The following is a 26,567-nucleotide window of genomic DNA, read 5'->3' as shown; positions in this document are numbered from 1 at the left end:
TTACGGGCCTCTGATGGATAGAAGCAGAATTATAGAATTACTTGCCCGTAAATTGGCTGGTGAAGCAAATTCCTCTGAATTGGAAGAGCTTGCATCGTTAATTTCGCGATACCCTGATTCAGTATATTACGAGGAATTATTAGGTCAGCTCTGGGAAGAATCTCCTGCAGAAAACGACCTTGATATGGATACCATATACCAAAAGCATCTTCGAAAGTATGCAGCAGATTTCGACGCTGATCTTTTACTCCCTGGAACATATCCGGATGAAGAACCTTCCACTAAGAAATCTTATAATGCATTTGCAACGATCGCAATTTGTCTGGTTGCATTAAGTAGTTTGCTTTACCTGACCAAGAGAACAGTTGCAAAAACAGACACCCAAATCGTTGCCGGAAAGGGAGTGAGAAAAAATGTAAAGCTTCCAGATGGGACAATGGTCTGGCTTAATTCAGATAGCAAATTGTCTTATTCCAACAAGATTTCCCAGCAGAAAAAAAGAATAGTCCACCTCCAGGGAGAAGCTTTTTTCGACGTTGCACATCGAGATCATCAACCTTTTATTGTTAAAACTGACCGTATGTGTGTAAAAGTACTCGGAACTGCTTTTAATGTAAAAGACTATGCCTTGGAAAGTAGCTCGGAGGCAACATTACTTAGAGGATCTATAGAGCTTTCTGTCAATGAACGTGCCCAACAAAAAATATTGCTTAACCCATCAGAGAAATTTGCGCTTGTAGAAGGACGCAGTAAAAAGAATGGAAAGGCACCTCGTTCTGCAGATATGACAATGACCATTGCACACGTCTTGCCTATTACCATCGGGGATGAACAGTATATAGAAGAAACTTCCTGGAAAGACAACACACTGGTTTTTAAAAATGAAACACTAGAAGAGCTTAAGCCACGCCTGGAACGTTGGTTCAATGTTAAAATTCATATCGAATCCAGTCAGGCAGGGAGCTATCGTTTTACCGGTGCTTTCAAAAAAGAGGAGATCAGAGAAGCGATGACTGCCTTGCAATTAATCAAACCATTCACCTTTAAACTAAAAGAACATGACTTGATCATTTACTAAAAAATAGAGGGAGCAAATGCGCCAACATTCCTCCCCCTTTAACCATTCCAGCCGCTATAAAAAGATAGCGGCTTCAGATTTATTAATTGATAACTCACAAATCTATGAAAAAAAAAGGACTGTGCAATAAGGTGCTATGCGTCCCATTTCCCAAAAACAAATTCTTATTAATGTTAAACTGGACTTTTGTTTTATCACTGGTTTTCTGTATGCAGGTGTCGGCAAACAGTTACTCCCAATTCAGGAAAGTTAACCTGGAACTGAAGCAAGTAAACCTGAAAGAAGCATTGGCTGTTCTGGAAAGTAAAGGGAGTTTCCGTTTGCTCTACAGTGAAGCAGATCTTCCATCCGGTAAACTGGTAACCCTGGTCCGCAAGGACATGCCGGCAGATGAAGCACTGGCGCATCTGCTCAGAAATACGGGGTTGAAATTCCAGACTATGGAAGATAACCTCATTATTATCCGTCCCGAATGGCTAGCTAAGGCTGACATTCCTGTTAAAGGAAAAGTGACAGATGTACAGGGGCAGGGAATTCCTGGCGTAAGTGTAAAACTTAAAGAAGGTTCCACCGGGTCAATGACTGACGCTAATGGTAACTATAGTGTGAAAGTTCCTGAAAACGGAACACTTGTATTCTCTTACATGGGTTACTTTACCCAGGAAATTCCTGTAAAATCCACACTGACAATTAATGTAAAATTAGTCGAGAATACACAGGCGTTGTCTGAGGTAATCGTCGTAGGTTATGGTACGCAGAAAAAGGCAGTTGTTTCAGGAGCAGTTACAGCTGTCAAAGGTTCAGAACTGGCGAAGTCACCTACAGCCAATTTATCTAATTCGCTGGCGGGAAGATTGCCCGGAGTGACAGCTCAACAGGCAAGTGGCGAGCCAGGAAAAGATGGTTCTACTATCCGGATACGTGGTGTAAATTCACTCGGTAATAATGACGCTTTAATCGTTATCGACGGGGTTCCTAACCGTGCGGGTGGCTTGGAGCGGATCAACCCAAATGATATTGAAAGCGTATCTGTATTAAAAGATGCTTCTGCTGCCATTTATGGCTCAAGGGCGGCAAATGGGGTCATCCTGGTTACAACGAAACAAGGTAAGTCGGGAAAGCCTCAATTGTCGTACGATTTTAGTTACGGACTGCAACAGCCTACCCGTACACCTAAAATGGCGAATTCTGAGCAATATGCAGAGATTCTGAATGAACTGACTATTTTTGGTTCTGATGTGCCGGCCAGCCAATGGGGAGCCGCTCAGAAAAGCTTCAATTCAACAGGGTCTTACCTGAAATCAGACGGAACAACATTAAATGCCGCTTACCGTCCGGACGAAATTGCAAAGTTCAAAGATGGGTCAGATCCACTTAGATATCCGAATACAGATTGGTTTGGGACCACTTTAAAGAACTGGTCTCCGCAACAACGCCATAACCTTCAGATCAACGGGGGGGCAGATAATATTAAATATCTGATCTCCATGGGATACCTGGATCAGGATGGCTATTACAAAAAATCGGCGACCGGTTATAAACAATATGATCTGAGAATTAATCTGGAAGCTAAACTGAATAAGTACGTAACTGCTTCATTAGGCGTAACCGGACGTGAAGAAGTACGTAATTCTCCGACAGTAGGCGCTAATGATATCTTCAGAATGCTAATGCGTGGAAGACCGACAGAAATTGAGGTATATCCAAATGGTTTACCAGGACGTGATATTGAGTTTGGTTATAATCCATACGTCGTGACTACCGATCAGACAGGTTATGACCGGGACACCCGAGATTATTTCCAATCGACCGGTAAACTTGATATTCAGATACCTGGTGTAGAAGGTTTGAAAGTAACAGGTACAGCATCGATCGATAAGTTCTCCGGCAGACAAAAAAGATGGCAGACTCCATGGACTTTATACGATTGGGATAAAGTTAGTTTCGAAGCTGATGGCGTAACTCCGGTTCTGGTAGGCTCAGTTCGTTCTGAAAGGACAGATGCAAGTCTGACTGAAACAGCGGGTGGACAATTGGGTATTAACCTAATGGGTATGATCAACTACGACAAAAAGCTGGGCAACCATACGTTGAATCTGATGGCTGGTGTAACCCGTGAAAAAGTAAACAATGATGGTTTCAGTGCAACTAGAAGGTATTTTCTATCTACAGCATTGCAGGAGTTACTGGCAGGTAATGAAAAAGAGCAAAATATCACTAATCCGACCACTGAACCATATAGCCTGTTTAACCGTGCAAGGCTCAGTTATTTTGGTCGTGTAGGATATAATTACAAGGAGAAATACATGGCCGAGTTTCTATGGCGTGCAGATGGTTCTTACATTTTTCCTGAAGACAAACGTTTTGGATTCTTCCCTGGAATCTCTGCGGGCTGGAGAATTTCAGAGGAAAGTTTCTTCAAAAACAATGTCAGCTTTGTCAATAATCTGAAACTTCGTGCTTCGTGGGGTCAGATGGGGGCAGAGGCATATTTCGGAGATGCATTGGCAGAATACCAATATCTGAGCACAATGGGTTTTGGAAACTATGTCATTAATGACCAGATGAATCAGACAGTTACAGAAAACCGTGTTCCGAATCTTAACTTCGGGTGGGAGGTAGCTAATAATTCCAATATTGGTTTAGACGCTTCATTCCTCGACAATAGATTGAGTTTTGAATTTGACGCTTTCTATAATAAAAGGACTAAAATCCTGATCAGCAGAGGTAATTCTATTCCTGGAAGTTCTGGTATTACAGATAAACTTCCTCCGGTAAACCTGGGTAAAGTAAACAATAAAGGTTTTGAATTCAGATTAGGCTGGGCCGACCGTGTTGGAGAAGTACAATATAACGTCAGTGTAAATGGTGGATATGCTAAAAATAAGATCATTTTCTGGGATGAAACTCCTGGTGCTCCGGATTGGCAGCGCTCAACCGGAATGCCAACAGGAACCGTACTTGCTTATGAATATGCAGGTGTGTTCCGTGATCAATCAGAAATCGATGCTAATAAAACTGACTATAGTGGATTAACAAATCAAATACTTCCCGGTGATATGAAATTCCGGGATATTAATGGAGACGGTATTATCAACGGTGATGATAAGGTGAGAATGGATAAAACCAATACACCAACGTTTACAGGTGGATTTAATCTAAGTCTGCAGTATAAAAACTTTGATTTCTCTATGCTTATTCAAGGTGCGACCGGCGGTCTTCAAATGATAGGCTTAACCGAATCTGGAGATATCGGTAACTTTTTGGAATGGTCTTACCTGAACCGTTGGAGTGTTGACAGGCCAAGCAGCGTAGATCCACGCCTTTCTAACCGTGGTAAAACATACTATACTGATACTAATAATGCAGCTGATAACACCTATTGGTTACGTAGCAATAATTATATGCGTGTGAAGAATGTAGAATTGGGATATTCATTATCTCCGGAATTCAGTAAGAAGATTGGTATGGTAGCACTTAGAGTATATGTAAGCGGATTAAATCTTTTCACGTTTGATAAGATAAAAATCTGGGATCCTGAATCTACGAACTCAAGCGCGCAGTATTATCCACAGGCGAGAGTTATCAATACAGGAATTAAAGCTACGTTCTAAGTTTTCAAGTACAGGTAAAAGAAAAAAATTCAGTTATGAAACCAATTTTTAAAAATACATATATAGCAACCTTTGCATTCGTCGCGCTGATGTCCGGCAGTTGCAAAAAAGACTTCCTCTCTGTTTCACCACCAACGCAAATTAGTGCAGAACTGGTGTGGAAAGATGCAGGATTAGCTCAGGCTTTTGTGACAGATATCTATAATGGACTTAACGTCGGTGGGTTTTCAGAAGAGATGCTTTCTTCTGTCTCCGATGAGTCCTTATTCACTCACCCTAACCGTGGTATAGACCTGATCAATTCAGGTACAATTAATCCAACTACGTTGGGTTGGGTAAATGATACTTGGGAATATAGTAGAATGTACAATAAGATCCGGGCTTGTAATATCACTATCGAGCGACTCGGCACTGACGAAAATAATGGTATCGCAGATAAAGCGATTAAAGATCAGATGTTAGGAGAAGCACATTTCCTGCGGGCTTATTTTTACCATCAGTTAGTTCGTTTTCAGGGCGGTGTACCGCTAATTTTGCGCAGTTATGCATTAGATGATGATTTTGCTGCCAAACGTGCCACGTTTGAAGAATGTGTAAATCAGATCTTACTGGACTGTGATGCAGCCGAAAAACTACTTACTGGTAAAAACCTACCTAAAGGAAGGACTTCATCTCTGGCAGCAGACGCACTTAAATCAAGAATTCTGCTTTATGCGGCGAGTGACTTGCATGATATACCGACTGCAAAAGCAAAATCTACAGTGATTGCAGGTTATGCTAATCCTGAATATCTAGGTTATACCACTGGTGACCGTACTTCAAGATGGAAAGCAGCTCAGGATGCAGCACTGAAAGTAATGAACAGTGGTTCGGGTTATAAGATGAACCTGACTGCGAAGGCAACAGCTGAAGAAGGTCAGCGTAATTATAAGAGTATAGCTATGGGCGGAGGAAGTAAGGCTCCGGGAGTAGATCCCGCTGCAGCCTCCGAGCTATTATTTGCCAGATATTTTATTGACCGCAGTGATATGCGTTATGGTCGTGCAAATGGTCCGAATGGCTATCATAATTGGGCAGGAAATACGCCTATTGGTTTATTAGTAGATGACTACGAAATGCAGGATGGCAGCAAATTTAGCTGGAATAATGCTGCCCAGAAGGCTAGTCCTTATACTGACCGTGATCCCCGTTTTTATGCAACTGTATTATATGACGGTGCGAAGTGGAAGCCGAGAAACCTGGTGTCAGGAAATGTTGATCCGGCTAACCAGATACAGACCGGTGAATATGATTTGATGAAATCCGGTACCAAGACTTTATTTAAAGGTTTGGATACTCGGGGTAGTGAAATCGAGAATTGGAACGGAAGCTGGACAGGTTATTATACGCATAAATTTATTGATCCAGATCCTGCAATCATAGAATCCTCTATGCCACAATTTGTTCCATGGCCATTTTTCAGATATACAGAGGCTGTGTTAAATTATGTGGAAGCCAGTATCGAGTTAGGGCAGCTGGATCAGGCAGTATTATGGTTAAACCGTATCCGTTTCAGAGCAGGAATGCCAGCAATCAGTATTACTTCTCAGGATGAAATGAGGAAGATCTATCAGCATGAACGCCGTATAGAGCTTGTTTATGAAGAGCATCGTTATCATGACGCACGCCGGTGGATGATTGCAAATGAAACGCTTGGCAGAAAAACGACATATATCAAAGTAAGTGGTAAATTTAAAGATGGTAAAACACAAAATGCACCATATCACTACGATCCTGCAGTTTATCAGTATACGTATACACCTACTGTCGAAACAGCACAGGAAAACAGAGCTTGGAATGATAAATTGTATTTCAGACCATTTAGTCGTGACGAGATTAACCGTAACAAAGAGCTGTTGCAAAATCCAGGGTATTAATATCCAATTTACGCCTGAGGTATTTCCTCAGGCGTTATCCTAGCATAAAATATGAAAGTTAACAAAAAAGTATTTTTCCTTCCGCTACTCTTAGGGTTGCAAACCGCTGTTGCACAAACCCAGAAACCTTACGAACAGAAAATCAGCGGTACAAATTTATCATTCAGTATGCAGGCTATTCCTGCGGGTAAATTTAAGATGGGTAGTAATAATGGAAAGGCAGACGAAAAGCCTGTAAATGAAGTTACAATATCACCTTTTTGGATGGCAACGTATGAATTGACCTGGGATCTTTATGAACCGTTTCTGTATAAAGATTATGAGGTGAACCACAGTACTTCGGCAGTACCGGCTGCAGTCGATGCGGTGACCAGACCGACTAAGCCCTATCTGGATATGACATTTGGGATGGGAAAGGAAGGCCACCCGGCATTAGCGATGACTAATTACAATGCAATACAGTATTGTAAATGGCTATATGCCAGAACAGGAGTATTTTATAGATTGCCTACTGAAGCAGAATGGGAGTACGCTTGCCGTGCAGGTAGTACTACAGAGTTCAGTTTTGGTGCAGATCCTGAGGCTTTGAATGAATATGCCTGGTATAAAGGTAATAGCGACGGTAAGACCCATAAGGTCGGAACAAAGAAGCCTAATGCGTGGGGATTGTATGACATGCACGGAAATGTTTCTGAGTGGACCTGGGATCAATATCTTTCGGATTTTTATGCAGGTTTAAAGGGTGATAAACTGAAGGACCCTTTAGCTGTGCCTACAAAATTGTATGCGCATAGTATTCGTGGGGGATCTTACGAAGATCAGCCTTCTGAATTGCGTTCTGCAGCCAGGTTGGGCTCTGATCCTGTTTGGAAACAGCTGGATCCGCAGATTCCTAAAAGCAATTGGTGGTTCCCTGAAGCTCCTTTTATTGGAATGCGTCTGGTGAGACCAGTTACTCCGCCCTCCGAAGCAGAAATAAAGGCTTACTATGACCAGCCCGTAATCCAGGATTATTAGAAATACATATATATAATAAAACTTGAACTAAGAACCACAGATAAAATGATTAAAAATGAAGAATTGCGCGATAAGCGCAGGGATTTTATTAAGACCTCGGCGTTACTTGCAGGTGGCGTTTTTTTGAATCAGTTTGCATTTGCTGCCGGGCATTCGGGTGTAGACGATACAATTAAGATTGCACTGATAGGTTGCGGGGACCGCGGTACAGGTGCAGCATTTCAGGCCTTAAGTACAAAAGCCAATGTGAAACTTGTCGCTATGGCTGATGCTTTCGAAGACCGGATGGAAAGTAGTTATAAAATATTATCCGATAAGTTTAAGACTAAAGTTGACGTACCTAAAGAAAGACGTTTTACCGGTTTTGATGCTTATCAGAAAGCCATCGCACTTGCCGATGTGGTCCTGTTGACTACGCCTCCCGGATTTCGTCCGTCCCATTTTGAGGAAGCAGTAAAACAGGGCAAACATGTATTTATGGAAAAACCAGTTGCAGTTGATGCACCGGGTATCCGTAAAGTCCTGGCTACAGCGGAGATTGCAAAACAGAAAAAACTCAATGTCGTTGTTGGTTTACAGCGCCGATATCAGGCCAATTACCGGGAGACCATGAAAAGAATTCAGGACGGTGCAATAGGTGATATTTATAGCGGACAGGTTTATTGGAATAGCGGGGGCGTTTGGGTAAAGAAAAGACAACCTCAGCAAACAGAAATGGAGTATCAGATGCGTAACTGGTATTACTTCAACTGGTTATGTGGCGATCATATTGTAGAACAGCACGTTCATAATATAGACATTGCTAACTGGGTTAAAAATGCCTATCCAGTATCTGTGCAGGGAACAGGTAGCAGAGCCTGGAGAACTGGCAAAGATTATGGTGAGATCTACGATAATCATGCTGTGGAATTAACCTACGCCGACGGATCTGTTATATATAGCCAGTGTCGTCACTTTGAAGGCACAGAGAACAGAGTAGATGAGACATTCCAGGGAACAAAAGGCCGTACCTATCTTTCGGCAGGTAACCAAGGCATATTATGGGATCATAAAGGAAAAGAAATTTTTAGCCATCCGACCAAGGGTAATGCTAATCCTTATCAGACTGAGCACGACGAGTTGTTTGATGCAATTTCCAAAGGAGAATATAAATTTAGTGATGCAGAACGTGGTGCGAAAAGTTGTCTTACCGCTATTATAGGTCGTTATGCAACCTATTCAGGTCAGACAATCAAATGGGATGAAGCTTTGAAAGCAAATAATAGTTTGTTTCCTGACCAGCTCAGCTGGTCTGCCAAACCTAAAGTTTTGCCAGATGAAAACGGACTTTATCCGATTGCAATGCCTGGAAAAACCAAAGTACTTTAATTCATATTGGTTAAATGTATAAACATTTAAGCCTGGTGCTTTTGCTGCTGTGTATTTGCCTCGTAAAGGGAAATGCACAGCAGCTATTTTTACTAAAGGGACTGGCGCAGGGAACGGATTATTCCATTAGTTATTATGCCAGTAAACCTTTGCTTGAACAAGCGGAAATTGACAGTATTTTATTGGAAATCGATCTTTCAATGTCCTTGTACCGGTCTGATTCCCGTATTTCTATTTTCAACGCTGGCTCTTCGGATATGCAAATGGATGGACATATGTCAAAGGTGATTAAGAAATCTTTTGAGGTTTACCATTTAACACAAGGTAGGTTTGATATAACGGTAGCACCACTCGTACAAGCCTGGGGCTTTGGCGCAAAGCCAGTACAACATTTTCCCGACAGTGCTGAAATCAGAGAGATTTTAAAGACCGTCGGGATGAAAAATCTGACTATCCGTGGAAATTTACTTCAACGTAAAAAGAAGGGAATAAAGATAGATTTAAATGGTATCGCCCAGGGTTACACTGTAGATCTGGTGGCGGATTATATGCTGGCAAAAGGGATTACTTCTTTCATAGCTGAGATCGGTGGAGAATTGCGGATGCAGGGGAAAAAGCCGGACGGTGAAGGGTTTAGAATCGGTGTTGAAGGACCATCATTAAAATCACGAGCTGAGCCAGTTATCAGACATGTGATCACATTTGATCAAGGAGCTGTCACCACCTCAGGTAATTATCGTAAATTCCTGGAACAGGGCGGACATAAGGTGAGCCATTTGGTCAATCCTGTTACTGGTTATCCCCTGGATAATCGATTGATAAGCGTGACAGTGTACGCAAATGATGCATTAACTGCAGATGGGTATGATAATGCATTGATGGCAATGGAACCGAAAGCAGTGCTTGAATTTATAAAACTCATCCCGGGAATGGAGGTTTATTTGATTTACAGGAAAGCCGATGGCAGTATTGATGAAATGATGAGCCCCGGGTTCAGCAGAATGATTATCAACTAATTGTATATTTTAATTTGACTACAAAAAAAATACCAATGAACAGAAATGAGTTTTTAAAGAATAGCCTGGTAGCTACAGGTTCACTGGTTATGGGGTCCTCGCTGACTTCGGCAGCAGCGGATATACAGGCAAGTAACAGTAATGCAGGATTAGCAGCTGAAAAGACATTCAATCTGGATTATGCCCCGCACGAGGGTATGTTTGCCAATTCAGCTGGGAAAAGTTTTCTGGATCAGATTCAGTTTATGTATGATCATGGTTTCCGGTCTATCGAAGATAATGGTTATCTCAACAGACCTGTTGATGAGCAGGTTAAAATTGGGAAGCTACTAGAGAAATTGGGTATGAGAATGGGTGTTTTTGTTGTAGATGGCGGAGATAACTGGAAGGTTTCCCTTACAACCGGAAAGAAGGAATTTCTTGATGTATTTACTAAAACATGTAAGGCTTCTGTTGAGGCTGCCAAAAGGTGTAATGCCAAATGGTTAACTGTTGTACCTGGATTCTATGAACGGAAACTTCCTTACGGCATACAAATGGCCAATGTTGTTGAAGCGATGCGTGCTGGTGCAAAGATTTTTGAGCCGCATGGATTAATTATGGTACTGGAGACTTTGAGCGATACGCCGGAACTCTTTTTACAGCAGACTCATGAGACCTATAATGTCTGTCGCGCAGTAAATAGTCCATCTTGCAAAATTCTTTATGATATTTATCATATGCAGAAGACAGAAGGAAATCTGATGGTAAATATTGACCGTTGCTGGGATGAGATAGCATATATCCAGATTGGAGATAATCCCGGAAGAAAAGAACCGACAACTGGTGAGATCAATTATAAGAACCTTTTTAAGCATCTTCATACTAAAGGTTATAAAGGCGTTATGGGCATGGAGCACGGTAATTCTAAACCTGGAAAAGAAGGGGAGCAAAGGGTGATACAAGCCTACCGAGAGGTTGATGCATTCCTGGTTTAAAACCAATTTTATACCGCTGCATTAAATATCATCGTATTAAACACAGATATCCCCGTTTTACAAAGCCGGGGATATTTTTTTTTATCTTAAATTAGCAGAACAAAACTACAACATGGATTTTATTCACAGCATACTTGGAGATGATATAAATGCGGCTCTGTTAATTATTCTAAACTTGATTATTATTGAGAGTTTACTGTCGGTAGATAACGCAGCCGTATTAGCAACAATGGTAATGGATCTGCCTAAACATCAGCGCGAAAAGGCATTGAAATATGGGATAATCGGCGCTTATGTGTTCCGCGGAATCTGTTTATTGCTTGCAGCCTGGCTCGTCCAGATCTGGTGGCTAAAGCCGCTCGGTGGATTATATCTGCTGTATCTATCCGTTTCATACCTCCTTAAAAAGCATGGGAAAAAGGAAGAAACTGAAGTTGTTGATAAACAAAAGAGCTGGTTCTACCGCTCTACAGTAGGGTTAATGGGGACATTCTGGGCTACTGTTGCCCTGGTGGAAATTATGGATCTTGCCTTTTCCATTGACAATGTATTCGCTGCTGTAGCGTTTACCGATAATATCAATCTAATTTATATCGGGGTATTTATTGGTATTCTGGCGATGCGTTTTGTCGCACAGGCATTTGTGAAACTGATGGAGAAATTCACCTTTCTGGAAACGATTGCGTTTATTGTGATTGGTGTTCTGGGTTTAAAACTTACATCGTCATTTTTTACCCATTTGTATCCGGACAATGGAATTTCCAGATGGATTGATTCAGAGCATACAGATATGATGGTATCGGTATTTACAGTTTTGATTTTCGTTTTGCCTGTCCTATCTTCTCTAATATTCAATTTTCCGAAGAAGCATATTCCGCATCAGGATGAAGACTTAAATACTGTTATGGAAGAACAGGAGAGTGGCAGGTAACCCGAAGCATCCAATTCTTCACTTGACTGTACTGGTTTTATTTTTCCGTTCTGTAATATATAGAGCTGGTCACTGATTCGGAGAGTTTCCTCATAATAGTGATCAGTGATTAGTATTCCTTTTTGCTTGCTCGCTTCTCTAATTAATAGACTCATTTCCTGAATTATAACGGGACTAAGATGACTGAAAGGTTCGTCCAGTAAAGCGAAAGATCCCGGAGTGAACAACAACAGGTAGGTCTCTATAAATCTGCGACTACCACCCGATAGCTGCCTGAATTTTAGATTGCTGCCGGATGCTATATGAGAAAATCTGGAAACAAAAACGTCGTAATCGAGTTCGAAATCTTTAAAGAGGTCAATGATTTTTCTGTCTGCGGGAACGCAGTTGAATTGCGGCAGGTAGCTTATTAAGCCCCTTTCCAGATATGGTTTATGGATATAATGGCCATTGACACGTATCGACTTGGTCATTGGCGTGAGCGTTCCAAAAAGAATTTTCATCAAGGTGCTTTTTCCCTGCCCGTTTCTCCCTAAGAGCCCGGTAATCCGACCAGTTTCTATTTTAATATATATGTCGGACAGAATTCGTCTCCTTCCAACTTCAAATACGATACTATCTGCTTCAAGTGTATCTCTCAAAACTTGACGCTTACGTTAACAACTCCATTCGGATTTTTTTTTGGACTCATAATAAGAAGAGCAATGTTGGGATAAATATAAGCATGTCGAGAATAAAAACTCCGGCGCCGAGTTGCAATTTAGATGCTCCCAAATTATAATAATAATAAAGTTGCTGCTGCTGATAATTAAAGCTGTACAAAATGAAAATTATGGTAGAAATTATTTTAAACCAGCAGACAACAGGAATTGTAACTGCGCCATAAATCCAGAAGGTAAAGCAACAAAAAAAGCTGCAAATCAGCAGTGGAATACATAAGCTTTGAAAGAAACGGCCTATAAAATGAATTTTTTTAAAATAATTGTGCATCTGGTGCTTGAAGGTAAGCATTTCCTTTATAGATTTGATTTTAGCACGAATGAAAAAAAATGTAAAATCTATTCCTGTATTTCAACTGCCTGAAGGCACCACAAATGGACTTGAAGTCATGCAATTTCTTGATTTTACATCTGGACCCGAAGCTATTATGCCTGTACACAGAGATGAACATTACATTTTTATCTTTCAGCAGAGTGGCACCAGCGTATTCGAAGTTGATTTTAAATCAATGATTCTCGAAGGTGCAGGTTTAATGTTAGTGCGATCAGGGCAGGTTCATCAGGTTCAAAACTGTAGCGGCATCACTGGATGGATCCTTGCATTGGATAAAACGCTTATAGACGACAAATTCAGGCTTATTTTCGAAAATTGCGAGGGAATGCTTCCACTTTATCCGGAAAAAGAATGTCTGCAGTTAGTTGAAAAAACAATACAGTTGATCAGTGAAGTACATCATAATAAGCTTCATGCAAGATTTCACCGTGACAGTTTATCATTACTGGTAAAAGCTTATACAGGCTTTTTTGCAGGTACAATTGAGTCCTCTTTGGTGCAAACGGCAAGCAAGCCTTCGCGGCCGGTTTCCATTTCTAATGCTTTTAAACTTGCACTTTCCAGGGATTTCAGGGAAGTTAAACAGCCGGCTGCTTATGCAAGAGCATTATGCCTGTCTTTGTCCTATCTGAATGAAGTTGTAAAACAAGTGACCGGTTTTCCTGTAAGCTACTGGATTAAAGACATCATTTTATTAGAAGCTAAGCGTCTGTTATGCTATACTGACCTGAATATTAACCAGATTGCCGATGAACTGGGTTATACCGACTATGCCTATTTCAATAGACTTTTTTCTCGTAATACCGGAACCTCACCGTTAGAATTTCGCAGAAAATACCACGGATAGTCCAATCATTCCCATGTTTTTGCCCTTGAAATAACCTTGTGTTTTGCCTTGATTTGTTGATATAAACTTGGTTATGAATATAATTCAGAAAAAAGCAATGCAGCTGATTGAAAACAGCATGCTTAAGTCCGGTACCGTTCTAGCTGTCAGAAGCTGGGAACCGGCAACATTTCACGAAATAGATGTCCATTTGCCAGGTGTGAATATGTATAAATGGCAGTCGGTGCAACATATTAAGGTTAAGGTTGCACCATATACCTATCGGGATTATACACCAACACTATGGGACCCAATTACCTGTACCTGTACATTGATGATTAGTGCGGCACATTATGGGCCCGGCAGTCAATGGGCCGCCTCACTTACAGCGGGGGCTACATTGGATTATATGGGTATCGGGTCTACATTACATAAACCCGTAGACGGAGATATACTGGTTATCGGTGACCAGTCCAGCCTGGGACATTTTCTTGCCTTGAGACAGTTAGCTCTGGGTATAGGAGAACTGCAAGGAGCCATCGGGTTTAGTTTGAAAAGCCATGTCCAGGAATTCAGATCCTATTTTGATACCTTATTTCAGCCTGTACATGAGCAAAGCTGGGACTACTCTTTAGTTTCCTGGCTAGATAAACAGGATTTGGATAACGAAACTGTGTATCTCGCCGGACATATCCCCACTATAGTAGAATTGAGGAAAAACCTTAGAATTCGAAAAGACTTTACGGGCAAAGTAAAAGTACAGGGCTTCTGGAGTTAGTTGTTGTTAAAACATTTAGCTTCCCGAATCCGTTTAGTTCAAATGCCGCTATATAAAAACGAAAAAGAGAATATTCAATTAGTTGAATTTCCCTGGATCAGGAAACTTGTTTACCTGATGGATGAACAGTTCCGCCTGCCCGGTACAAATTTTAGATTTGGTTTGGACCCTTTGATTAATCTGTTTCCTTTCGCCGGAGATATTAGTGGTTTTCTCATTTCTGGTGGTTTGGTGATGGCGATGGCACGAAAAGGTATTGGTAGCAAGATTGTTGTGCTTATGTGTATCAATATTTTTCTGGATGCTGTCATTGGCGGAATACCATTAATCGGGCAAGTATTTGATTTCTTTTTTAAAGCTAATAGCCGTAACCTGCGTTTGATGAAAGCGCATTATTTAGAAGGAAAATATCAAGGTAGCGGAAGGAATACCTTAATTCTTGCATTAATAATATTAACAATCATGTTTGCCGGACTATTGTGGGCATTGTGGGTGATGCTCAGCTGGTTTGTACATATCTTTTAAAATAAAGGGCAGATGTTTTTAAAAACATCTGCCCTTTATTTTTAACCTGAAAATAGGTTTATGGATTTGGTGCCGGATTAATCAGCATTTGGTTTTTATATTCAGTGATTGCAGTTGTAATATTTTGTACAATCTCTCTACGCCCTTCAGGGGAGTTCATATAATCTTCTTCATCCGGGTTGCTTATAAACCCGATCTCTGTAAGTACCGCTGGCATCCCTGCTCTTGCCAGTACAGCCAAACTTTGTTCTTTTACTCCACGGTTCACGCGGCCTGCAGAAACATACTGACTTTGAATTAAAGTAGCAAGTTTAATACTCTGTCTGCGGAAGCCGTTTTTCATTAGTGAGAGAATAATAAAACTCTCAGGATCATTTGGATTGTACCCTTCGTAGTTCTGTTTATAATCTTTCTCTAGCAGGATTGAAGCATTCTCACGAATAGCAACATCTTGTTCACCCATTCGACCAGATCCGGAAACAAATGTTTCCACACCATTAGTTAAAGTTCGGCCTCGCATATTAGAGGGCATGGAATTACAGTGAATGGAGATGAAAAGATCTGCATGTGCTCTGTTAGCAATATCGATTCGCTCATAAAGAGGAATGAATACGTCCTCAGTTCGTGTGAATATTACTTTTGCATTTGGTATTTCTTTCTGAATATTCTCGCCAAGTGCCAGTGCAACACTCAGTGCTACATCCTTTTCTTTCGAATATACACCTCTGGTAGAGCCGTCTTTACCACCATGGCCTGCATCCAGAACTATGGTTATTGGCTTTGCTGGGGTTGGGGCGGGGGTATAGGTTTGTGCGTGAACCAATCCTGTGGTGCTGATAAATAAAGCGGTAAAAAATATGCGTATGGTTTTAATCTTAAAAATAACTTGCCCGGGCATGTGTGTGTTACGGTTATATAAGGTGAAATGTGTGTGTTAGCTTCAAATTTATAATGATAACGTCGAATTATCCAACCTATTTTATCATTATGCTTATACTGGAGAGAGTTGTAAAGCAGCGAAAAGTTTAATCCAAGTAAAAAAAACACTATAACCTTTTATGCTGATCAGCTTCATACGAAGAACCAGGTCTGGTATTTCCTAAAGTGTATGGGGTTTAATTGGGTGTTTTTGCGGGTAAAATTAAACCGGAAATGCCTGTAACCACTTCTTCCTCTTCTTCTTTAGCTTGTTTTCCTTTTTTCTTTTTCTTTCCGCCACGCAATTGTTCTTCGACAAATTTGTCGTATTCAGTCTGTTGTTCACCTTTTAAAATACTTCTGATTTTTTCGGTGTTTTCATTTTGTAATTTATAAGATCTGGCGACATCGTTCTCAGTAAACGTACCATTCTGTTGCTTTTTTGAAATAGCAAGCTGCTCTTTATACATATCTAATGTATAATTATAGATTATATTTTTCTGGGTAGGATTTAATTTAAGCCTTTTATCCATTGCGTCAATACTTTTAGCCGTAAGCTCTGTAGCTGTAGGCACTTTTTGCTGTGCGTTGGTATACGTAGTGATACCGAAAAATAGAGCAAGTACTAAAAAATATTTCTTCATTTCCTTTTAAATTAAAATAGCGCCGTCACCCGCGCGGTTTAAACAGCGCTAATTTATAAATAATCTATCATTCCAGAAAAGCTAAAATTTAGAATTTAAGCGATTAAAATTTAAATACTCCTGTTAGCCTTCAGATAATTCAAAATCTAATTATTTATGGAGAATAGTTTCGGTCTCCATTATAAAACGCTCAATTTTTTTCGTGCGATTAAAAGCTTTTAATACTAATACCTTATGGTTACCATCCTGTGTGTCAATTTTTATTCCAGCGTCAGTTCCCGAATAGATGAAATTTGTCGTCTTACGAATAATGCTAAAACCCAAATAGGCACTGAATGGGTACTCTTTCTTTTTTATTCCTCCCATAGTCGTTTTGAGTATCGTCCGACTATTAGTATCAAAAATGATTTTATTATTGGCACCAATAAGGATGAGTAATCCGAAGATAAACGGGATAAAAGTAATGAGCAGTGGGTTATTCAAGGAGAGCGCATTTGTGCTAAAAAAAGAATATACGCTCCAAATAACCAAAGTAACACCTAAGACGGCATTTATTGCAGCACGGAATTTTAGCGTGTAAACACCCTGATCTAAGGTATAGTACTCAAATGTGGTAATTGCTTCAGGTGCCGGTTCTGTTGTGAAAACATCTTTTAGAAAATCTTCAATTAAGGGGAATACCTCTTCAGTAAAAGCGATCGCATTCTTATCGGTTTCTTTTCCATAACCAGAGGAGATTCTTATTCCTTTTCCATGTCTGTCGGTTTTTTTAAAAACCTGAAAATTAAAAGCTGTCCCGTACAGGTATACAGCATTCACAGCCGCAATATTATCAAAGGGCACAGACCGGATGGTAAAAAGGCCAAACAATCTTACATACAGTTTCTGGTCTATACGGTCAAAGATGATCTGATTTCTAGCCAATAGGAAGAAAAGGACAGGCACTGAACCAAAAATGATAAAATAAAACGTCAGTGTTCTGGAATTGGAAAGTAATTCATTCTGAGTATAAATACCCAGGCCAATAAAAACCAGCAGAAATAAAATACCAAAGGCATTGAGAATCAGATTAGGCTGCAGAATAATCCGGTCAGCTTCTGTTTTCCATTTTGTTTTAAACATAAATTTTAGTGTTTTTTCAATGTAGATCAATTTTTCCCGCTAATTAATCCTTTGTGCGTTCAAAATATCAAATATACTTCTAATTGCCCTCTAGTTCATATTTCGTGCCGGGATTCCGATTTGTTTGCAGATGTTTTTCAAAAACATTCACCTTATATCTTTTATATGAACAACAGTTTATTTCAAAAATTGAGTCTGCTTCTATCTTATTATAGATGCCTGTGCGAATTAAAACCGAGACGTGTCTTAAAAAGAATCCGGGAGCTCAGCGAGTATAAATTCAAAGACCAAACATTTAAAAAATAATATCACGATAACATAGAGGTTTTATGTTTACCGGACTTTTGGAAGTATAATAAATCTAAAACCTTTATGAAGTTAGAAATTAAGCTTACGCTGGTCGGATTACTCTGTGTCAGCAGTTTATTCGCCCAGGAAAAGGCAAGCGGTTATGTTTATCTTGACCATAATGGAAACGGTAAACGTGACAAACAGGAGCCAGCCATTGCCGGTGTGACGGTAAGTAATGGAATGCTGGTTACCACAACCGATAGGCAAGGGAAATACATGCTTCCGGTGTCCAATGACAACATCCTGTTTGTAATTAAACCTGCGGGATATAGTGTACCGCTGAATAGACTTAACCAACCGCAATATTATTATATTCATAAACCTTCGGGATCTCCCGAACTCAACTTTAAGGGGAGTAAACCCACTGGTAAATTACCTGAATTAGTAAACTTCGCTTTAGAAGAATCTAAAGAGCCTGAAAATTTTACAGCACTGATCTTTGGTGATCCTCAGGCTTACACACCGCAGGAAATAGATTTTTTCGCAAAAGGAGTGGTGTCGGAGGTAGAAAGTACGAAAAAGGCATTATTTGGCTTAAGTCTGGGAGACCTTGCCGGTGACGATCTTTCGTTGCATCAACCCTATATCAAAGCTGTTAGCAAAACAGGTTTGCCCTGGTACAACCTGATAGGTAATCATGATATGAATTACGATGCGGTTACAGACTCACTTTCAGATGAGACTTTTGAAGCCAACTTTGGTCCCGCAAATTATGCGTTTAATTATGGAAAGGCACATTTTATCGTACTGGATAATATTCTCTATCCCGATCCAAGAGACAATAACGGCTATTGGGCAGGGTTTCGTAAAGATCAGCTGGATTTTATAACTAATGACCTAAAAACCGTTGACAAAACTAAACTGATAGTACTTGCATTCCACATACCACTGCTACAAATGGGTGGAGAAACTACGTTCCGGCCACAGGACCGTCAGCAACTTTTCGATCTGTTAAAGGATTTTCCGAATACTTTGTCCATCTCTGCACATACGCATTTGCAAAGGCAAAATTTTTATACCGCTAAAGACGGCTGGAGACAAAAAAGCCCACATCATGAGTACAATGCAGGAACTACCTCCGGTGACTGGTATTCCGGAGAACTGAATGCTCAGGGGATTCCGGTTTCAACTATGCGTGACGGCACACCAAAAGGGTATGCGTTTTTAAATGTCAAAGGAAATAACTATACTATAGATTATAAGGTTGCTGGTCAGCCAGATGACTATCAGATTAAAATTTATCATCCCAAAGTAGTTGCCCTTGGAAGAAATACAGCTGCAGCGATATATGCGAACTTCTTTATGGGACACCAGGGAAACAAAGTAATGTACAGCGTAGACCAGGGGGAGTGGAAGCCGATGGTTTATGAGGAAGCTGCGGATCCGGACTTTATCCAGTCTTTGGGACGATGGGATAACGCTGACGAGTTAATGGCAGGACGACGTCCTTCAGGTGCAGAGAAAAGCACACATCTCTGGAAAGGGTCGATTCCTGTCAAACTTGATGCGGGCGAACATAATATCGAAGTAAAAGCAGAAGATATGTTTGGCCGCATATTTACTCAAAAAAGCAGTTATCGCCTTGAGGCAGCAAAAGAAATAAAATAATTAAGATAGGTAAGCCAGCGATGTGAACCCGGTTTGTTTTTAAATAAAAACACGATCTTTGTCAGATACCAGTTGATACCGAGCAAATGAAAACGTATATATTTCTTTTAATAGCAATTTTTGCAGAAACTATAGCAACAACAGCCTTAAAAGCGTCGGAGGAGTTCACGCGCTTCTGGCCGTCGGTTGCCGTCATAACAGGTTATGGAATTGCGTTTTACTTCCTGAGTCTCGTGCTTAGAAATATGCAGCTTGGTATAGCCTATGCACTTTGGTCAGGAATAGGGATCGTATTAGTTACCATTATGGGTGTACTGATATATAAGCAACGTCCGGATGTACCAGCAATTATTGGTATTCTATTGATTATCGGTGGTGTTTTAGTTATTAACCTTTATTCGAAAACTGCAGGTCACTAATTGCCAGCAAGAAAAAAGCTTGATTGAATTAGTCCCAGACGCAGTTTTTTCTTAAATCTTGTTTAAGTAAAAGAATAAAAACTTTAACCGTTTTCTTTTGTTAAATTTCGAAATTAACGGAATATGAAGACTCTAAAAGTTATCCTGGCTGAAGATCATCACATTGTCAGAGATGGCATTAAAATGTTATTGGATAAAACCGACATTATTGATGTTGTAGGTGAAGCAATTAACGGAAAGCAGGTTCTGGATATGCTTGATTCAGGAATCAAAGCCGATGTGATTCTTGCAGATATGAATATGCCTGAAATGGATGGATTATCGCTGGTAAAGGAAGTTACGCGCAGAAAGATCAATTCGAACGTAGTTATTCTATCTATGCTGGATAATTATAAATATGTAACCGAAGCCTTTGCTGAAGGTGCGTTAGGTTATTTGCTTAAAAATGTCGGGATAGATGAGTTGGTTTTTGCGATTCGTCAGGCTAGCAAGGGTCAAAAGTATTTATGCGCCGAGTTATCTTTCCAGTATATGAATTCTGCAATTCAACAATCTGAAACTACAACTGCAAAGCCGGGGTATGCGATTGATCTGTCATCCAGGGAAATGGAAGTACTCGGTCTGATCGCCGAAGGCTTGACTAATAACGAAATTTCTGATCAGCTGTTTATTAGCAGACGAACTGTTGAGGGCCATCGTCAGGCTTTGATTGAAAAAACAGGAGTTAAAAATACTGCTGTTTTGATCCGGTATGCCTATCAGAATGGTATTCTTAAATAGAAACACTGGCTTTTAAATATCTTTAACGAATTATAACCAGGTGTTCAATCCTATTTTAATTAGATTGAACACCTGGTTTTTTATTTTTCAGCTTCAGATGCTCCCTGCATTAAACCCCCACGGCTAGCAGATAAATCATACATTAGTTAAATTATTTATTTGAAAAGCTAAAGACATGAAAAAGTCAAACAACGGAAAATATGTTGAAGGGGAAATGACAGAGCTTAATGTAGCTGATATCGAAAGAAATAATGAGCCCAAATTTTTCCCAATAATTGCAATGGGAGGTTCCGCTGGATCCTTTAGTTCCTTTGAGCAATTTTTTCTGCACGTTCCGGCGAGGTGTGGCTATGCTTTCGTTGTCATTATGCATATGGATCCTGCTCAGAATATGGACGTTGCGGGGCTTCTTCAGCAGTCTTGCTCAATGCCGGTGGTAGAAGCACAGGACGGGGTTAAGCTGTCACCTGACCACGTCTATATTATCCCGCCGGATGCAGATATGGGTATTCATAATGGACAGCTGTTGTTGTTTAAAGCATCGAGGCCGAAAGGTGCCCACATGTCAATAGATTATTTTATGCAAAGTCTGGCAGAAGATCAATGGAATTATGCTGTAGGAATTATTTTTTCCGGCATGGGTGCAGATGGGGAGACGGGAATAAGAATGATTAAGGAGAAGCTCGGAATGACAATGGTTCAGCTTCCCGAGACCGCGGAGTATCCGAGTATGCCGGCAGCAGCTTTAGCGACCGGTATGGCAGACTACATACTTCCGGTCGAAGAGATGCCAGGTAAGTTAATTCAATACCTGAGTCACCCGGTGTTAAAGGTTATAGGGGCAGATGAGCTGATCAATGAGCGGAATAACCTTACTCATTTAAATAAAATATTGTTATTACTCCGGTCACATACCGGGCATGATTTCACCTTATATAAAAAGAATACTATTACAAGGCGTGTGGAGCGCAGGATCGCTTATCACCAGCTCCCGGATTATATTCATTATGTGAATTTTTTAAGGGAGAATCCACAGGAGATTGAAGTGCTTTTTAAGGAGTTACTTATCGGGGTCACTAAGTTTTTTAGAGATGAACCGGCATTTGACGTCGTAAAGGATCAGCTGTATGCTAAATTATCCGTTAAAGGAAAAAGCGACCCGATCCGTATATGGATAGCAGGCTGTTCTACAGGAGAAGAGGCCTATTCTATTGCGATACTAGTGAGTGAGTTTCTATCGACAGTAAAAACCTCTCCTTTACCGAAAGTACAGATTTTTGCAACTGATTTAGATCCTAATGCGATTGAACACGCACGTAGTGGATTTTATTTTTCTAATATAGTTTCTGAAATTTCTGAAGAAAGACTTGAACGCTTTTTCTCACAGAAAAACAACGGTTATGTTGTCAAAAAGGAAGTCCGCGAAATGATCGTATTTGCGCAGCATAATCTAATTAAAGATGCCCCATTTACCAGATTAGACCTTCTGTGCTGTCGGAACGTAATGATTTATCTGACGGCAGACCTGCAAAAGAAGTTAATGCCCATATTTCATTACTCCCTTAATATTGGCGGTATGTTATTTCTTGGACCTGCTGAGTCTGTTGGTATTTATAATGATGCATTTTTGGTTTTGGATTCTAAATGGAAATTGTATGAGCGAAAGAATGGTGCTCCGGCTACAGCTAAACTAATAGACTTTCCATTTAATATTACTAACCAGATTGACAAGAATAATAAAGGTATCGAACATAAGCCGGTTTCGAAAAGCTTGCTTGCAGAACGTTTTCATAAAGTTTTACTTGAAAACTATTCTCCAGCATCGTTATTGGTCGATGAGAAGGGGGAGATTTCTTATATAAACGGAACAGTCGAGAAATATCTCAAATTTTCTTCCGGTGAAGCATCGATGAATATACATAAGGTAGTGATTGAGGAGCTTAGATATGTGCTTGGCAACGCTCTTCATCAGTGTGCGTTAAAAAAGAATATAGTTACTTATACCGGATTAAAAATTATGCATAACGGTATCGTTCATCTTATAGATTTTACCGTCGATTATCTGAATGATATGCAGCTGCATAATTTATATATCCTTGTGTTTTTTGATCGCGGACCGGTAAAAAAGAGAAAATCTATTATTGGAATTACCAATTTAAAGCACGGTACAGTCGTAGATGAGCTGGAAAAGGAATTGGTTTATACTAAACAGCAATTGCACACCACTATTGAGCAGATGGAAACTTCATTGGAAGAGCTTAAATCTACTAATGAAGAATTGCAGAGCACGAATGAAGAACTGCAGAGCACCAATGAGGAAGCTTTAACCACCAAGGAAGAAATGCAGTCTTTGAATGAAGAACTGATGACTATAAATCTTCAATATCAGAATAAAGCTGAAGAGCTTACCCGCATGAATAATGATATGAAGAACCTGCTCGATAATACCGATATAGGAACTATTTTTTTAGATAACAGTCTTAATATTCTGAGATTTACGCCACAGGTTAACAAATTATTTAATGTAATTGGATCTGACATCGGTCGCTCGATCACGCATATCGCATCAAACTTCGATTATCCTGCTATTGAAAATACCATTCTTGAAGTGATAGAAAGGTTAAATGGTAAAGAGCTTGAAGTTAAAACCAGAAATAATGAATGGTACAATCTTAAAATTATGCCCTATAGAACTATGGATAATTTTATAAGCGGTGCAGTACTAACTTTTACTAAAATTACACCTGTTAAGGCGCTTGAAAGTAAATTCTCAAGCCTTTTAGGCTATATCCAGTATGCTGTTGATGATTTAAAAGAAGCGGCAGTTATTCTTGATCATGAAGGTAAAATAATAGTTGTTAACAGATTGTTTTTGGTAATGTTTCGTCTGAGAGAAGATGAAATAAAAGAACAATTTTTCATGGAGATTGTTCACACCCAATGGAATACAAATAAGCTGAATGACCTGTTCCATAAGGATAGATCTCCAGCGGAAATTTATTTTCAGCATAACTTTCAAGGCGTAGGATTGAAAAAGTTACTAATTGCTGTGAACTATATACCCAGAGATATTTCCGCGGAACATTATGTATCTGTAATAACCTTCATAGAGAAAGAGTGTGAACAAGAAAAATAGCAATAATAAAGGGAGTCTTCTCTCACAAGTTCGTGAACGCATAGAAAGTACTGCGGTCCCTGTAGCCGGTGTAAAAGAGGGTATCACCGATCAGGAACTCGCCGAATTACTGGGCGAACTGGAGATCTTTCAGTTGGAACTGGAAATGCAGAATGACGAACTTTCTGAGTCCTATCAGCTATTGGAAAGTGAGCGGGCGAAATTTGCCGGCTTATTTAACCTTGCTCCGGTCGGATACTTTATTTTAGATCATATTGGAATTATCGAAGAGGCAAATCAGACTGGATCAGACTTGCTTGGGCAGGTAAAAACAAACCTGAGGGAAAAGCTTTTTCAAAGTTATATCTCGCCGAATCACTGGGAACTTTTTTATAGCTTCCTGCATAAATTGCAGACTACCCTTACTAAGCAGAGTAGCGAAATTGTAATGCTTATACCAGGCGGTAAAGAACTGTATACAAGAATGGAAGGAATATCCGTTTTTGATACATTTACCAGAAAAAATAAATTCTACGTGACTTTAATCGACATCACCGAAAGTAGAAGTGCCCAGCAGAAATTAATGGATACAACTCATCGGCTAGAAATGACACTCAGAGCCTCTGGTACCGGAACCTGGACGATGGAGTTAGGAAATAATAAGTTATTTCTAGATAGCTTCAGTTATTCAATTCTCGAATTAAACGTATGGGATTTTGATGGAACTATTCAAAGCCTCCTGGACTTAATTCACCCGGATGATCATGCCGTTGTCAGAAGAAGCATCATCAACACAATTAATGTGGCTGAAGATCTCGATCTGGAATTTAGAGTTATGACCAGCTCGGGGAAAACAAAAAATATATCTTTAAAGGGGCATCAGATTAATAGGGAGGTTTACACGGCCTATTTTGCTGGTATTATTGTAGATATTACGGAGCGTAAAAGAATAGCCAAGATTTCTGAAGATCTGAAAATTGAGCGGCAAAAACTAATTATGTCGGCCACAATTGATGCACAGGAGAAGGAACGATCTCAAATTAGCAGTGCGTTGCATGATAGTGTTTGTCAAATACTTTACGGTATAAGGTTAAATCTGCAGAATGTGCAGTTAACTAAAAACCTCAAAAATGACTTCGATAAAATAAATCAGTTACTTGATCAGGCTATACAGGAAACAAGAGATTTATCTTATGAACTGACTCCTTCCGTTTTAAGAGATTTTGGTTTTAAAGCTGGTATCAGGGAGATGGCGAAACGCCTGAGTACACCAAAATTTACAATCAATACCAATATACATAGTTCGGCGGACAATATGACTCCTGAAGTGCAGCTCTATATTTTTCGAATTATACAGGAGCTGGTTAGTAATAGTATAAAACACGCCAGTGCATCTCTCTCAGAAATAACTGTTTCTCAAGGCGATGATTTATATACAATTTTCGTCAGAGACAATGGGATCGGTTTTAATCAGGACATCGAATCTGCATTATCTCTGGGGTCTGGGATAAGGGGTATTAAAAACAGGATTTTTCTTTTAAATGGGAATATGGATCTTCAGACATCACTTAAAGGCACAGCGATCTCTATCCAATTTAGAGTTGACGCCTACCTTTCCTAATATGAAGATTTTAAATCTAGCGGTATGGATAATTATGACGTAAAGAATATTATTACAATAGGTGCTTCTGCCGGGGGAATCAGTGCGGTGTCAGAACTGGCAAGCGGTTTAAAATTAGAATTAGATGCGGCTGTATTTGTCGTTATTCATATCTCCAAAAACTCATTGGTAGAGATTATTCGTCAGCAGATACAGAAAAGAACAAGTCTTAAATGTGTCGTAGCCGCCGATGGGGACAGGATAAAAAAGAATGTTATTTACCTGGCACCCCCTGACCGGCATATGATGCTTGAAAAAGGAAAGATATTAGTTGAAAAAGGGGCCTATGATAGCCATTGGAGACCGTCTATCGATGTGCTGTTTAGATCCGCTGCTGCGACGTATGATAGTTGCGTAACCGGTATAATATTAACCGGTTTATTAGACGATGGTACTTCCGGTATGACTGCCGTCAAAAGAAGCGGAGGGGTTTGTATTATACAGGATCCGGAAGAAGCAGAATTCCCGGATATGCCTCAAAATGTACTTAAAGCTATAAAAGTAGACTTCAAGGCTCCATTATATGAAATAGGTTATATTCTTTCAGACCTACATTCGCGTAAACCTTGCGAAGTCGGAACTGTTCCCGATGAAGTAAAACTGGAAGCGGAGATTACGAAACGTTTGAGCAGCGAAACAACAGAAAACTTTTCTCAGGTAGATCAAAGTAAGGAGTTGGAAGAATCACTTTGGATAGCTATAAGAATGATGGAGGAACGCAGGAACCTCTTGGAAAATATGACAAGCTACAACGATGCCGGAAGAAATGAACGGATATTCCAACTTGGAAAACATCTCAATAGACTAAAAAGGTTATTGCTTGAATTGGGAGCAAATAAAAATTGAACCAG

General features: G+C 40.0%; 21 protein-coding genes. 17 read left to right on the top strand and 4 right to left on the bottom strand.

The features are described from left to right. Positions 1-13: 13 nt before the first annotated feature. From BM192_RS01650 to BM192_RS01615, 8 genes are all read left to right on the top strand, one after another. The gene (locus tag BM192_RS01650) at positions 14-1,078 is read left to right on the top strand and encodes a FecR family protein (protein WP_037438198.1); all 1,065 of its coding nucleotides are present in this window, start codon (positions 14-16) and stop codon (positions 1,076-1,078) included. A gap of 170 nt (positions 1,079-1,248) precedes the next feature. Beyond that, positions 1,249-4,692: a SusC/RagA family TonB-linked outer membrane protein gene (locus tag BM192_RS01645; protein WP_234797484.1), complete on the top strand. Its 3,444-nt coding sequence runs from the start codon at positions 1,249-1,251 to the stop codon at positions 4,690-4,692. Between the two features lie 35 nt (positions 4,693-4,727). After that, entirely contained in the window at positions 4,728-6,608 is a 1,881-nt protein-coding gene (locus BM192_RS01640) for a RagB/SusD family nutrient uptake outer membrane protein (RefSeq protein ID WP_037438197.1), read from the top strand. A 51-nt stretch (positions 6,609-6,659) separates the two neighbouring features. Next, positions 6,660-7,625: a formylglycine-generating enzyme family protein gene (locus tag BM192_RS01635; protein WP_037438196.1), complete on the top strand. Its 966-nt coding sequence runs from the start codon at positions 6,660-6,662 to the stop codon at positions 7,623-7,625. A gap of 45 nt (positions 7,626-7,670) precedes the next feature. Beyond that, positions 7,671-8,993: a Gfo/Idh/MocA family protein gene (locus BM192_RS01630; RefSeq protein ID WP_051759566.1), complete on the top strand. Its 1,323-nt coding sequence runs from the start codon at positions 7,671-7,673 to the stop codon at positions 8,991-8,993. Positions 8,994-9,007: 14 nt separating this feature from the next. Beyond that, entirely contained in the window at positions 9,008-10,009 is a 1,002-nt protein-coding gene (locus tag BM192_RS01625; protein WP_037438195.1) for an FAD:protein FMN transferase, read from the top strand. Between the two features lie 35 nt (positions 10,010-10,044). After that, complete coding sequence (locus BM192_RS01620) at positions 10,045-10,986, top strand: hydroxypyruvate isomerase family protein (RefSeq protein ID WP_037438194.1); 942 nt, start codon at positions 10,045-10,047, stop codon at positions 10,984-10,986. Positions 10,987-11,098: 112 nt separating this feature from the next. Beyond that, positions 11,099-11,917 (top strand): TerC family protein, encoded by an 819-nt coding sequence (locus BM192_RS01615; protein ID WP_037438193.1) that lies wholly within the window; start codon positions 11,099-11,101, stop codon positions 11,915-11,917. Here BM192_RS01615 and BM192_RS01610 read toward each other — a convergent pair. Beyond that, positions 11,866-12,558, bottom strand: coding sequence for an ATP-binding cassette domain-containing protein (locus BM192_RS01610; RefSeq protein WP_037438192.1), 693 nt, complete (start codon positions 12,556-12,558; stop codon positions 11,866-11,868). The genes BM192_RS01615 and BM192_RS01610 overlap by 52 nt on opposite strands. A gap of 398 nt (positions 12,559-12,956) precedes the next feature. Between BM192_RS01610 and BM192_RS01605 the strand changes: the two genes are divergently transcribed. The 3 genes from BM192_RS01605 (at position 12,957) to BM192_RS01595 (ending at position 15,099) form a co-directional block, all read left to right on the top strand. After that, positions 12,957-13,817 (top strand): helix-turn-helix domain-containing protein, encoded by an 861-nt coding sequence (locus tag BM192_RS01605; protein WP_051759563.1) that lies wholly within the window; start codon positions 12,957-12,959, stop codon positions 13,815-13,817. 73 nt (positions 13,818-13,890) lie between these two features. After that, positions 13,891-14,574 (top strand): SIP domain-containing protein, encoded by a 684-nt coding sequence (locus tag BM192_RS01600; protein ID WP_051759561.1) that lies wholly within the window; start codon positions 13,891-13,893, stop codon positions 14,572-14,574. Between the two features lie 42 nt (positions 14,575-14,616). Further along, positions 14,617-15,099, top strand: coding sequence for a DUF4112 domain-containing protein (locus tag BM192_RS01595; protein ID WP_037438191.1), 483 nt, complete (start codon positions 14,617-14,619; stop codon positions 15,097-15,099). Positions 15,100-15,157: 58 nt separating this feature from the next. On the opposite strand, the gene BM192_RS01590 is transcribed toward BM192_RS01595, so the two are convergent. From BM192_RS01590 to BM192_RS01580, 3 genes are all read right to left on the bottom strand, one after another. Further along, entirely contained in the window at positions 15,158-15,997 is an 840-nt protein-coding gene (locus BM192_RS01590) for an N-acetylmuramoyl-L-alanine amidase family protein (RefSeq protein ID WP_051759559.1), read from the bottom strand. 217 nt (positions 15,998-16,214) lie between these two features. After that, complete coding sequence (locus tag BM192_RS01585; RefSeq protein ID WP_037438190.1) at positions 16,215-16,661, bottom strand: hypothetical protein; 447 nt, start codon at positions 16,659-16,661, stop codon at positions 16,215-16,217. A 150-nt stretch (positions 16,662-16,811) separates the two neighbouring features. Then, a complete protein-coding gene (locus tag BM192_RS01580; protein ID WP_074963864.1) occupies positions 16,812-17,783 on the bottom strand; it encodes a hypothetical protein in 972 nt (323 codons plus the stop codon). Between the two features lie 372 nt (positions 17,784-18,155). On the opposite strand from BM192_RS01580, the gene BM192_RS01575 reads away from it, so the two are divergent. The 6 genes from BM192_RS01575 (at position 18,156) to BM192_RS01550 (ending at position 26,562) form a co-directional block, all read left to right on the top strand. Next, complete coding sequence (locus BM192_RS01575) at positions 18,156-19,742, top strand: calcineurin-like phosphoesterase C-terminal domain-containing protein (protein ID WP_037438188.1); 1,587 nt, start codon at positions 18,156-18,158, stop codon at positions 19,740-19,742. 86 nt (positions 19,743-19,828) lie between these two features. Then, on the top strand, positions 19,829-20,161 hold the full coding sequence (locus tag BM192_RS01570) for a DMT family transporter (RefSeq protein WP_037438187.1): 333 nt from the start codon (positions 19,829-19,831) through the stop codon (positions 20,159-20,161). 123 nt (positions 20,162-20,284) lie between these two features. Then, the gene (locus BM192_RS01565) at positions 20,285-20,941 is read left to right on the top strand and encodes a response regulator transcription factor (protein WP_037438186.1); all 657 of its coding nucleotides are present in this window, start codon (positions 20,285-20,287) and stop codon (positions 20,939-20,941) included. 175 nt (positions 20,942-21,116) lie between these two features. After that, positions 21,117-24,077, top strand: coding sequence for a CheR family methyltransferase (locus BM192_RS01560; protein ID WP_051759557.1), 2,961 nt, complete (start codon positions 21,117-21,119; stop codon positions 24,075-24,077). Continuing rightward, complete coding sequence (locus BM192_RS01555; RefSeq protein WP_074586569.1) at positions 24,061-25,677, top strand: PAS domain-containing sensor histidine kinase; 1,617 nt, start codon at positions 24,061-24,063, stop codon at positions 25,675-25,677. Before BM192_RS01560 ends, BM192_RS01555 begins: the two co-directional genes overlap by 17 nt. A 24-nt stretch (positions 25,678-25,701) precedes the next feature. Beyond that, positions 25,702-26,562, top strand: coding sequence for a chemotaxis protein CheB (locus tag BM192_RS01550; RefSeq protein WP_037438183.1), 861 nt, complete (start codon positions 25,702-25,704; stop codon positions 26,560-26,562). Positions 26,563-26,567 lie beyond the last annotated feature (5 nt).

Origin of the sequence: Pedobacter antarcticus, from assembly GCF_900112985.1 — a bacterium.
Classification (GTDB): domain Bacteria; phylum Bacteroidota; class Bacteroidia; order Sphingobacteriales; family Sphingobacteriaceae; genus Pedobacter; species Pedobacter antarcticus.
The sequence above is the reverse complement of the archived record's forward strand: the minus strand, read 5'-3'. Positions and strand labels throughout refer to the sequence as shown.